Consider the following 10656-nt stretch of genomic DNA (forward strand, 5'->3'; position numbering starts at 1 on the left):
GAGGGAAGCGCCGTCCAACTGGACCTCGGTCCAGCCGGAGCGGCGCTTGACCGGGACGAGGTCGGTGATCTCCCCGGTTGTGTGGCGGTCGTGGCCGGAATTCAGCGGCCGGTGGCCTGCTTCGGGGGTGGCCGGGAGTTCTTCGGCTCTGCCGCGCCCGCTTCCGCCGCAGCCTCGGCCGCCTCCGGTTCAGGGATCGTCATCCCGAGTTCTTCGCGAATCCGGGCCTCGATTTCTTCCGCGATGTCCGGGTTCTCGCGCAGGAAGGTCTTCGAGTTCTCGCGCCCCTGCCCGAGCCGGACATCGCCGCCGTACGAGTACCAGGCGCCCGCGCGGCTCACGATGCCGATGCTCTCGCCCATGTCCACGAGCAGACCCTCCCGGCTCACGCCCTGGTTGAACATGATGTCGAACTCGGCCTGCTTGAACGGCGGCGCGCACTTGTTCTTGACGACCTTCACGCGCGTCCGGCTCCCGACGAGGTTGTTCCCCTCCTTGATGGAGGCGATCCGGCGGATGTCGAGTCGGAGCGAGGAGTAGAACTTCAGCGCCCGGCCACCCGTCGTGGTCTCGGGATTCCCGTACATGACGCCGATCTTCTCGCGAATCTGGTTCGTGAAGATCACGGCGGTGTTCGAGCGCCCGATCGCACCCGTGAGCTTGCGGAGGGCCTGCGACATCAGCCGCGCCTGAAGGCCGACGTGCGAATCCCCCATCTCGCCTTCGATCTCGGCCCGCGGCACGAGCGCGGCCACCGAGTCCACGACGATGACGTCGAGCGCGCCGGACCGGACGAGCACCTCGGCGATCTCGAGCGCCTGTTCGCCCGTATCGGGCTGCGACACGAGCAGGTTCTCGATGTCGACGCCCAGTCTCTGCGCATACCCGACGTCGAGCGCGTGCTCGGCGTCGATGAACGCCGCGACGCCGCCGTCCTTCTGCGCATTGGCGATGACGTGGAGGGTGAGGGTGGTCTTGCCGGAGGACTCGGGACCGAAGATCTCGGTCACGCGCGACCTCGGAATGCCGCCGATCCCGGTGCTGTGGTCCAGGTTGATCGCCCCCGTCGAAATGGCGGGGATCCGCACCCGCGCCCCTTCGGTTCCGAGCCGCATGATGGCTCCCTTGCCGTGGGCCCGTTCGATCTGGTTGAGGGCCACGGACAACGCCTTCTTCTGTTCCCGATCCATCTCCACACCCATTACACGCTCTCCCGATTTCCGAGGGGCCCGCCGGGCCGATGACGGGGAGTCGATCACCCGCCGCAGCGGAGGTTGACAATACCACGCCGGATGACCTTTCGCAATTTCTTCGGTTTTGCTCGAATCGCGAAGTCCGGCCGTCCAGAATCAGGATGGAGCCACGTCTCAACGGGGGCTCAAGAGAGCGAGGCCGACGGTAGGGTCGGCGGGCTCGCCTGGGGCTGCGGCGGGGGCGTCAGGCGCGGGGGACGAGGTCGATTCCGCAGGCGGGACAGAAGGCTTCGTCGCCGGTCAGTGACGCGGCGCATTCGGGGCATGGGCGGGGGGAAGCCGGGAGCTCCCGGGGCTCCGGGGCAGGAGCCTCTGCGGGTCCCCGGGCGGCGGCGTCCCGGGCGTCGAGGGCCGTGCGCTCCAGGCGCGCCCGCGTGGCTCGGTACTCCTCCTCCTGGAGCTTGCCCGTGCGGTACTCCAGTTCGAGATCGCGGAGCGCCTCGATGGCGGCGTCGCGTCGCTCCGCGGCGCCGAGCGACGCGCCCGTGTCTTCGCCGGACCGGATCGCCGCCCAGATGATCGTGCCCAGCAGCACCGCGAGGATGACCCCAAAGAGGATGAACCCGGTCACTCGTTCACCTCACTTGGCGTACGTCCCTCCCGCCGCGCCGCCGCGAGCTCGACGGCCCGCGCGGCCGCTTCCGCCGCGTCCTCGGCCGTCTCATCGACGACACCCTCGGGCAGCGAACACGCGAGGCCGATCACGGGCACGCCGAACTTCCGGCAGAAGGCCGCCTCGCTGAGCGTGCCCCACTCGCCGGCGATCGCGACCACGGCCTCGGAGGCCCGTGCCACGATGACGTTGCGCGCCTCTCCGAGTCCGGTGGCGATAGGGATGGTGACACCGTCCGCCGCCGCCCGCGGGTCCCCACCGGGCAGAATCCCCACCACGGTCCCCCCTTCCGAGGAAGCTCCGTCCGCCACCGCCCGCATGACGCCGCCCATGCCGCCGCACACGACGATGGCCCCGGCGCGGGCGAGGGCGACCCCCACGGCATGGGCCAGGCCCGCCTCCGCCGGCGCCGCGGCTCCCGAGCCGATGACGCCGATCCGCAGCGGTCGCACCGTCACCGCTCGAGCTGCAGGGTCACGGGGCCGTCGTTGACCAGTTCCACCTCCATCATTGCTCCGAACTCCCCCTCGGCGACCTCGCCGCCTCTCCGGCACAACTCCACGAAGCGAGCGTAGAGCGCCCGGGCCTCGTTCGGCCGCGCGGCCCCCGTGAAGGACGGGCGCCGACCCCTCCTCGCATCTCCGTACAGCGTGAACTGGGACACGATCAGCAGCGCCCCTCCGACCTCCCGGGCGGAGCGGTTCATGCGGCCCGCGGCGTCCGCGAACAGGCGCAGGTCCCAGAGCTTGTCCGCCATCCAGGCCATCGTCCCCTCGGAGTCGTTCGGGGCGAAACCCGCCAGCACGACGAGGCCGGAGCCGATCTCCCCCACAACCTCGCCTCCGACCCGGACGCGGGCCTGGCTGACTCGCTGAATCACGACTCGCAATAGCGTCGTCCCGTTGCCGACCCGGCCTTTCGCGCCACGCCGGTTTTCCACAGCACGCCAAAAGCGGTGAACGACGAAAAGATGCGACAGCGCTCGGTCCCGGGCGACTCCGCCGGCGGTCGAGCGGGTGGCCGATTTCAAAATCCACGTTATTTGGACAAGATATCCACAGTTTTTGGACATCATTTTTTTGAAAAAAACAAGACACGCCGCCCCCGCGTGGGCCGGCCCTCTCCGGTCAGGACGGCGCCGCCTCGGCCGCCAGCCGGGATACGAGCGGAAGGAGCGCGTGAAGGAGCGTGAAGGAGCGCGTGAAGGAGCGTGAAGGAGCGTCCAGCGCCCGGCCCGGTCGCCGTGATCGGAGAACGATCCGCAGGACGCCCGCGAGCCTCGCCGAGCGGGGAACGCCGGAGGCCGCGAGCAAGCGAAGAGGTGGGTAGATGCACTCAGCCCCTGGCCACCCGAAGGTGTCAGGGGCTGAGCAAGGAGGCTTGTTTACGGCCAACTACCGCCCGGTCCTGGTAGCTTGCGCGGTCTTCCAGAACCTCTCCGCGAGCCTGGTACCGTCTGCCCAACCAGCTGTGCTCGATCCCTCTTCCCTCGATCGCTTCGTTCCGTCGCCGGAACTCCGCTCCCTCAGGCCCGGGGCTCGCGCCCCGGTTTCGCGATCTCGCGTCGGGCAACTCGCGGTGCGGTCATCGGCCTCGACCCTCCGGTCGGTCGGTGCCGCCTCCCTTAGCACGCCCTGATTCTAAAAAGATTTTTTTGGGTCGTCAACCTCGAACCGTTGCGAGTTGCATTTTTTTCAAAAATTCATCGATTGAATCGCCATTCCCCGTACCGATCCGCGGGAAAAAACCGGATTTTGGGCGGCTTCCAGTCAGCCTCCGCTCCAGAGGTCGGTGGGAGTGGCGTCGATGCGGGAGCCGGTTCGCTGGACCTGGGCGAGGAGGCGGTTGAGGAGGGCTTCGGGGGGCAGGGTGCGGCGCAGGCCGGCAACGGTGGCGACGATGACAAGGCGTTCGCGGGCTCGGGAGAGGGCGACGTTGAGGAGGCGGGGGAAGTCGCGGTTTCGGCGCTCGTCGAGGAACCAGCTGCGGCCGGGAGGCGCGTCCACCGTGTCGATCAGGACGAGGCGCTTCTCCCGCCCCTGGAAGCGATGGATCGTGCTGACTTCGAGATCGGCCGGCGCGGCGCGACCGAGCCGGCGGCGGATGAGATCGTTCAGGTGGCGGGTCTGGGCGCGGTAGGGGGAGACCACCGCGATGTCCCGGACCCCGTCGCGGGCCGCGGCGCCGAGGAAGTCCGCCACGGCCTCGGCGTGGGCGCGGTTCCGGCGTGAGCCGTCCACCCGTTCGACCCGCGGATCGAGGCCGCTCGTGTCGAGCACGGTGAGGGCGGCCCGCTCCGCAGCGCTCCCCGCCGCCCGTTCCGCCGCGCGCTCGGCGATCTCCGGTGCGTCCCGGAGCCGTCCGCCGTAGAAGAACTCGCTCACCAATTCGCGGATGTCGGGCGCCATCCGGTACTGAAGGTCGAGCATCGCGCACAGCCCGTCCTTCGGGGAGGGCAGCGCGCTGACGGCGCCCGGCCCGCCGGCGGCCTCCGCAGGGTCGCCGGCCCCCGCCCCGCCCACGACGCCCGCTTCCCGGAACAGATCCGTCCGCAGCCAGCGCATGGCCGCGGGGGCCGCGCTCGACACGACCGGGGGCAGCTGCTGGAAGTCGCCGACGGCGATCGCGGGGCCCGCGACCCTCGAGGCGGCGAACGCCACATAGGGGAGCGGCGCCGTGCTCGCCTCGTCGATGAGCAGGGATTCGAACCGCAATTCGCGGAGTTCCTCCCGGATCGAGAGCCGGGCGAAGGTGGTGAGGACGATGTCCGCCTCTTCCAGCACGCGTTCCGCCTGGCGGGCGATCTCGAGCATGACGCGGCCCAGGTCGCGGGCGGACTCCGCATCGCTGCGCGAGCGCGCGAGCGCGAGCAGGCGTCCGGCGCGGGCGTAGGGGTTGAGGGCGGGGGCCCCGTCGCGCGCCCCGGCCGCCGGACGGGCCCCAAGCCGCCCCTCTTGCTCCACGAGCGTGCGGTCCACGCCGCCGGCGCCGCCCTCGATCCGCCGCGCCAGCGCCGCGCCGAGGTCGATGCGCGAGTCCGGCGAGGCGCCGAGGTCGAACCCTACGCGGATGATGCGGTCGCGTGCGAGCATGGCCGGGTCGGCGATGGAGGCGAGGCGGCGCGCGATCTCGTCCACGGCCCCGTTCGTCGTCGCCGCCACGAGCACCCGGCCGCGGAGCGCGAGTTCGAGCGCGGCGCGCGCCACGAGGCGGGACTTGCCGGTCCCCGGCGGACCCCAGACGAGTTGGGCGCTGCTTCCCAGCACCCGTTCCAGGGCGTCCCGCTGCGGCGCGTTCAGGTCACCCGACGAGTCCAGGCGCGGCGATTCCCGGCCGAGGCGCGGGGGCAGCCGGCCGAAGACCCCGAGCACCGTGTCCGGGAAGTAGTCCTCCGGGTCCTGACCGACCTCGGCCAGGCGCGTGGAGAGTTCCTGCAGGAGCCACGTGGGATCGAACTCCAGTTCGGCGCCGTCGAGGCGTTCGCCAAGCCACTCCGGGCTCACGACCTGCAGAAGCCCGAGCGTGCGGTCGAAACGGTGGACGACGCCGAGCGCGTCCCGCCCGCCGGTGTGGATGCGCACGCGGTCGTCGGCGCGAATGTCGTATGTTCCCCCCGCGATCTGGAAGGCGTAGCGGTACCCGGTCCCCACCTCTCCCCGCAGGCGTCCGGAGAGCGCCGGAATCGGCCGGTCCAGACGGCGGCGGGCGAGGTCGGCCGCGACCGCCTCGATCTCCTCCTCGATCGCGCCGCGGAGATCCGCCAACAGAAGCCACAACGACTCCCGGGAGTCAGGAGTTTGCATGCCGGACCACATCGATCGAGCGAACCCCGAGACCACCGCCGACGCGGAGGCTGCCGCCGATGCGACAGCCGGGGACTGGAGCGGCGAGGCGCTGCGCGCGGCGCTCGGGCGCGCGGCGGACTGGACCGTCGACTACCGGAAGCGGATCGAGGAACGGCCGGTCCTCCCTGACGTCGCGCCGGGCGACGTGCGCCGCGCGCTCGCCAAGGCGCCGCCGTGCTCCCCCGAACCCTTCGAGCGCATCCTGGCCGACTTCGACGAGCACATCGCCTCCGGTCTCACCCACTGGAATCATCCGGGTTTCCTCGCCTATTTCTCGAGCTCCACGCGGGCACCGAGCATCGTGGCGGAACTCCTCGTCGCCGCCGTCGGTGTGAACGCAATGTTGTGGCGAACCTCCCCCGCCGCGACCGAGGTCGAGCGGACCGCGGTGGACTGGCTGCGGCAGGCCGTCGGCCTCCCCGACACCTTCACGGGATTGATCTTCGACACGGCGTCGACCGCCACCTTCACGGCGCTTCTGGCCGCGCGCGAGCGCGCCGGGGACGGGGTTCGGGACGACGGACTCCCCGGCGGTCCGGCCCTCGCCGTCTACACGTCCGAACAATCCCACTCCTCGGTGGAGAAATCCGCCATCGCCGCCGGACTCGGCCGAGGCTCCGTCCGCCGCATCGAGACCGACGACGCCTTCCGCATGCGCCCGGACGCACTGAAGGCCGCCATCGGAGAGGACATCGAAGGCGGGATTCGTCCCGCCATGGTGTGCGCGACGATCGGCACGACCTCGACGGCGAGCGTCGACCCCGTCGCGGAGGTGGCGGCCATCGCCCGCCGGCACGGCGTCTGGCTCCACGTGGATGCCGCGTACGCGGGGCCAGCGGCCATGGTCGCCGAGCAGCGGGCCCTGTTCCGCGGCTGGGAGGCGGCGGACTCCATCGTCCTCAACCCCCACAAGTGGCTGGGGACCTCGCTCGACTGTTCCGTCCTCCTGTACCGCGACGCGGATCCCTTCCGGGCTTCGCTCGCGCTGACGCCGACCTACCTGGAATCGGAGGACGACGAGACGAACCTCATGGACATCGGCCTCGCGCTCGGCCGCCGCTTCCGCGGGCTCAAGCTGTGGGTGCTGTTCCGGTGCGTGGGGACGGACGGGCTGGCCGAGACGATGCGGCGACACATCGCGATGGCCGAAGCGGCGGCGGCGCGGCTCGCCGAGGGGGGCGTGTTCGAACTCGCCGCGCCGGTCTCCTTCAGCACCGTTTGTTTCCGGGCCGCGCGGGAGGGCGACCCGGCGGGCGAGGAGCGGTGGAACCGCGACATCCTCGCCCGGGTTAATGCAGGTGGACGCTCGTTTCTCTCGCACACCGAACTCGACGGGCGTTATACTGTACGGTTGTCCGTCGGGAGCGTTCACACGGAGGAACGCCACCTCGACGACGCGCTCGAGGCGCTCCACCGGGCCGCCGCCGACCTCTCACCGGGAGAACCGGGTTGAACGCCAGATTCCGTTTCGGACCCAGCTTCGGACCTTTCGCAGCCGTTGCCGGCCTGCTCTCCGGCATCGTCCTCGTGGTCGCTGGCTGCGCGGCCGAGGCCGAGGCCGGGAGCACGCAGGAACGCTCCATCGTCCCGCCCGACGCCCAGGTGGCCCGCGAACGCGCGGACCGCAGCCGCATCAAGGGGGAGGAGGGGGCGCCCGTCCGCGTGGTGGAGATCTCCGACTTCCAGTGCCCCTACTGCCGGCAGTTCCACGAGCAGACGCTGACGAAGATCGACAGCGCCTACATTTCCCAGGGCAAGGTCAGCTACCTGTGGATCGCCTACGCGAACCCCGGGCATGCGGAGGCCTTCGTGTCGACGGAAGCGGCGTACTGCGCGGGGGCCACGGGCAAGTTCTGGCCCATGCACGACATCCTGTTCGAGCGCCAGGACGAGTGGAGCGGCGCCGCGGATCCCTACGAACTGTTCGTCGGGTACGCGGAGGAGATCGACATCGACCCCGAGTCGTTCGGCTCCTGCGTGCGGAACAGCACGCTCGCCCCGCTCGTGCTGCGCGACTACACCAGCGTCACGCAGGCCGGGATCTCGAGCACGCCCTACTTCATCCTCGGCGACAGCGTGGCGCTTCGAGGCGCCGCCGACTTCGGCACCTTCTCCTCCGCGATCGACACCCTGCTCGTCCTCAAGGGCGGCGAGACCCAACCGCAGTAGGCGTCTTCGCCACTCCGCCGCCGGCCCCGCTTCACGCTCGCCGCCCAACCCGGCGGCGGCAGTTCTTCCGGGCCCGAAAACCTCCGCCGCCGCCGCCGCGATGGTGCCGTATTACGCCCGGGGGCCGTGGATCCGCTCACAATCTCCCCCCAAAACCAGGTGCAAGCCCCCAAAATTGGGGGGTCCCTGCACGCGGCCGAAGGCGTAACATGTATGCGTAGTAGAGCGATCTGTATGTGCATGCGGAGCGGGCGAGGGCGACGGTGCGCGCAAACAAATCTCCAGACGGTTCGTTCGACCGCATCCTTGCGTCGTTGCATGCGACCACTCTCGACGAAGCGCGGTGGCCCGAGACGGATCGCCTGATCGCTGAAATCAGCGGTGCGAGCAGCAGCGGCCTGGGGCTGTTCAGCGGGACGTCTCAGGCCGACGGGACGGCATACCTCATTCGGATCTCCCTTCACGGCCAGCGCCGCAAGGACTGGGAGCGCAGGTATTTCGAGGACTACTGGCCCGAAGACGAACGGATCCCGCGCATCGCTCGGCAGGCGTACGGGCGCCTGGTGCCCACGGGCGATCTGTACGCGGCCGCGGAGAAGAAGACGTCGCCCGCCTACAACGAGATGCTGCTCGAAGCCAGGATGCAGCAGGGCCTCAACATGCGGCTGAAGGGCACGAAGGGCCTGAATGCCGTCATATGGATCGTCGGCGATCCCGTTGAGCGGGGAGGCTGGCGCTCCGATCAGATCCGCCTGATCCAGCGACTCCAGCCGCACATTCGCCAGTTTGCGCTCGTGAGCCACGCACTCTCCGAAGCGAACCTCACGGGCACAACCATGATGGAACTGCTCGCCACCCCGCGTTTCGGCGTCATCCATCTCGACCGGCGCGGCCGGATCATGAGGGCGAACGACCGGGCGCTGGAAATCCTGCGGGAGGGCGATGCCCTGATGGACCGGGACGGGTTCCTGCGTACACGCTTGCCGGACGAACACGCCGAACTGTCTCGCCTGCTGGGACTCGCCCTGCCGCCCTGGGGAGTGCAGGGCTCCGCCGGCTCGATGACGGTCACGTCGCCGTCCTCCTCTCCCCCAAAAAGGTTGGCCCTGCACTTCACGCCCCTGGGCGATGACTATCCGCACTTCAGAACGCGCAGACTCGGCGCGATGGTCCTCGTCGTGGATCCCGCCGGCCGCTCCCTGATCGATCCGGTCCACGTCGCGGCCGCTCTGGACCTGACGTCGATGGAGAGCGAACTGGCCGTCGAGCTGGCCGCCGGACGGACGGTGCAGGACATCGCGCGCAGAATCGGGCGCACGGAAGCGACCGTTCGGTGGCACGTGAAGCAGATCTACCGCAAGCAGGGCATCTCGCGGCAGGTGGACCTGGTGCGGCGAGTCCTGTCCCTGGAGGGCTTTGGCGGGACCCGCCCGTGATCCTCTGACAGCCCGTAAAAAGTTCGTTTGCAGGCAGATAGGCTTTGCCTCTCACCCCCTAAAATAGGGGGGCATACCCCCAAAATTGGGGAGTAGTCACGCGGGCGCCGTGCCCGTAACCATCGTCGGTGGTGACGCACGATACCAGCGACCGGGTTACGAGGGCGGCACATACGCAGATGACATCCCGAGGGGATCCATACGATCGGATCGTGGGGTTGTTGAACGACGCCACGTTCGACGAAGCGCGGTGGGGCGAGGTGATTCGCCAAATCGGCGAAGTCGGTCGCATGAGCGGCAGCGCCCTGACGCTCTATGACACACAGGGGGCCGATGTGGCGGTCTTCCTGAACCAGGTCTTCCTCCTGGGACAACGGCGCAAGGACTGGGAGCACAGGTACTTCACGGATTACTGGGCCCGAGACGAACGTGTCCCGCGCGTCGCCCAACTGGAGCACGGGCACCTCGTGTCCACGGGGGGTCTGTACACGGACGCCGAGAAGAAGACGTCGCCCACCTGGAACGAAGCGCTGGTCGCCGCACAGGCGCAGGACGGCCTCTGCGTGCGGCTGGACGGCCCGAATGGCGTGGGCCTCGTATGGGAGCTGTGCGATTCCACGGAGCGGGGAGGCTGGAGTTCCGATCAGATCCGGCTGATCGAGCAACTCCAGCCGCACCTTCTGCAGCTCGCGATCGTGCGCCACGCGCTGGTCGAAGCCGAGGTGGGGGGCAGGTCCGCAACGGATTGGCTCGCCAACCCGCGTGCCGGGATCATCCATCTCGACCGACGCGGCCGGATCATGGCGACGAACGACCGGGCGCTGGACACCTTGCGGCGGCGCGATGGCCTGATGGACCTGGAGGGCTTCCTGCATGCCCGGATGCCGGAGGAGAACGCCGAACTGTCTCGCCTGCTGGCGCTCGCCCTGCGGCGCTGGGGAGTGCGGAGCTCCGGCGGCTCGATGGCGATCACTCAGCTCTCTTCTCGCCCGCGACGGCTGGCGCTGCACGTCACTCCGGTGGGCGATGACTACCCGCACTTCAGAACGCGCAGGCTCGGCGCGGTCGTGCTCCTCGTGGATCCCACCAGTCGGGCCCGGCTCGACGCGGTTCATGTGGCCAAGGCCCTGGACCTCACGAGGACGGAGAGCGAGCTGGCGGTGGCGCTTGCGGCCGGAAGGACGGTGAAGGACTTCGCGCAGATGATCGGTCGCACGGAAGCGACCGTTCGGTGGCATCTGAAGCAGCTTTACCGCAAGCAGGGCATCTCGCGGCAGGTGGACCTGGTGCGGCGGGTCCTGTCCCTGGAGGGCTTGGGCGCGGCGCCCCGCGACCTCTAG

The 10656-nt window shown here is 69.5% G+C and carries 9 protein-coding genes; 4 read left to right on the forward strand and 5 right to left on the reverse strand.

Features of this window, described 5'->3' with window-relative positions:
* Positions 1-101: 101 nt before the first annotated feature.
* The 5 genes from recA to RN743_RS01305 form a co-directional block, all read right to left on the reverse strand.
* Complete coding sequence (gene recA, locus RN743_RS01285) at positions 102-1190, reverse strand: recombinase RecA (RefSeq protein ID WP_310775426.1); 1089 nt, start codon at positions 1188-1190, stop codon at positions 102-104.
* A gap of 247 nt (positions 1191-1437) precedes the next feature.
* Positions 1438-1824, reverse strand: coding sequence for a hypothetical protein (locus RN743_RS01290; protein ID WP_310775428.1), 387 nt, complete (start codon positions 1822-1824; stop codon positions 1438-1440).
* Positions 1821-2318: a TIGR00725 family protein gene (locus RN743_RS01295; protein ID WP_310775430.1), complete on the reverse strand. Its 498-nt coding sequence runs from the start codon at positions 2316-2318 to the stop codon at positions 1821-1823. Before RN743_RS01295 ends, RN743_RS01290 begins: the two co-directional genes overlap by 4 nt.
* A gap of 2 nt (positions 2319-2320) precedes the next feature.
* A complete protein-coding gene (gene dtd / locus RN743_RS01300; protein ID WP_343218972.1) occupies positions 2321-2755 on the reverse strand; it encodes a D-aminoacyl-tRNA deacylase in 435 nt (144 codons plus the stop codon).
* Between the two features lie 880 nt (positions 2756-3635).
* Positions 3636-5630, reverse strand: coding sequence for an AAA domain-containing protein (locus tag RN743_RS01305; protein WP_310775434.1), 1995 nt, complete (start codon positions 5628-5630; stop codon positions 3636-3638).
* Between the two features lie 37 nt (positions 5631-5667).
* Between RN743_RS01305 and RN743_RS01310 the strand changes: the two genes are divergently transcribed.
* From RN743_RS01310 to RN743_RS01325, 4 genes are all read left to right on the forward strand, one after another.
* Positions 5668-7164: an aminotransferase class I/II-fold pyridoxal phosphate-dependent enzyme gene (locus RN743_RS01310; protein ID WP_310775436.1), complete on the forward strand. Its 1497-nt coding sequence runs from the start codon at positions 5668-5670 to the stop codon at positions 7162-7164.
* Positions 7161-7880, forward strand: a complete 720-nt coding sequence (locus RN743_RS01315; RefSeq protein WP_310775438.1) for a thioredoxin domain-containing protein — start codon at positions 7161-7163, stop codon at positions 7878-7880. The genes RN743_RS01310 and RN743_RS01315 overlap by 4 nt, the downstream gene beginning before the upstream one ends.
* A 263-nt stretch (positions 7881-8143) precedes the next feature.
* A complete protein-coding gene (locus RN743_RS01320; RefSeq protein WP_310775440.1) occupies positions 8144-9316 on the forward strand; it encodes a helix-turn-helix transcriptional regulator in 1173 nt (390 codons plus the stop codon).
* 221 nt (positions 9317-9537) lie between these two features.
* Entirely contained in the window at positions 9538-10656 is a 1119-nt protein-coding gene (locus tag RN743_RS01325; protein WP_310775442.1) for a helix-turn-helix transcriptional regulator, read from the forward strand.

The sequence above is a fragment of the Candidatus Palauibacter scopulicola genome (assembly GCF_947581915.1).
In the GTDB taxonomy this organism is placed as follows: Bacteria; Gemmatimonadota; Gemmatimonadetes; order Palauibacterales; family Palauibacteraceae; genus Palauibacter; species Palauibacter scopulicola.

Coding starts and splice junctions, on each gene's coding strand:
- recA (WP_310775426.1), bottom strand. CDS start 1,190: ATGGATCGGGAACAGAAGAAGGCGTTGTCCGTGGCCCTCAACCAGATC.
- RN743_RS01310 (WP_310775436.1), top strand. CDS start 5,668: ATGCCGGACCACATCGATCGAGCGAACCCCGAGACCACCGCCGACGCG.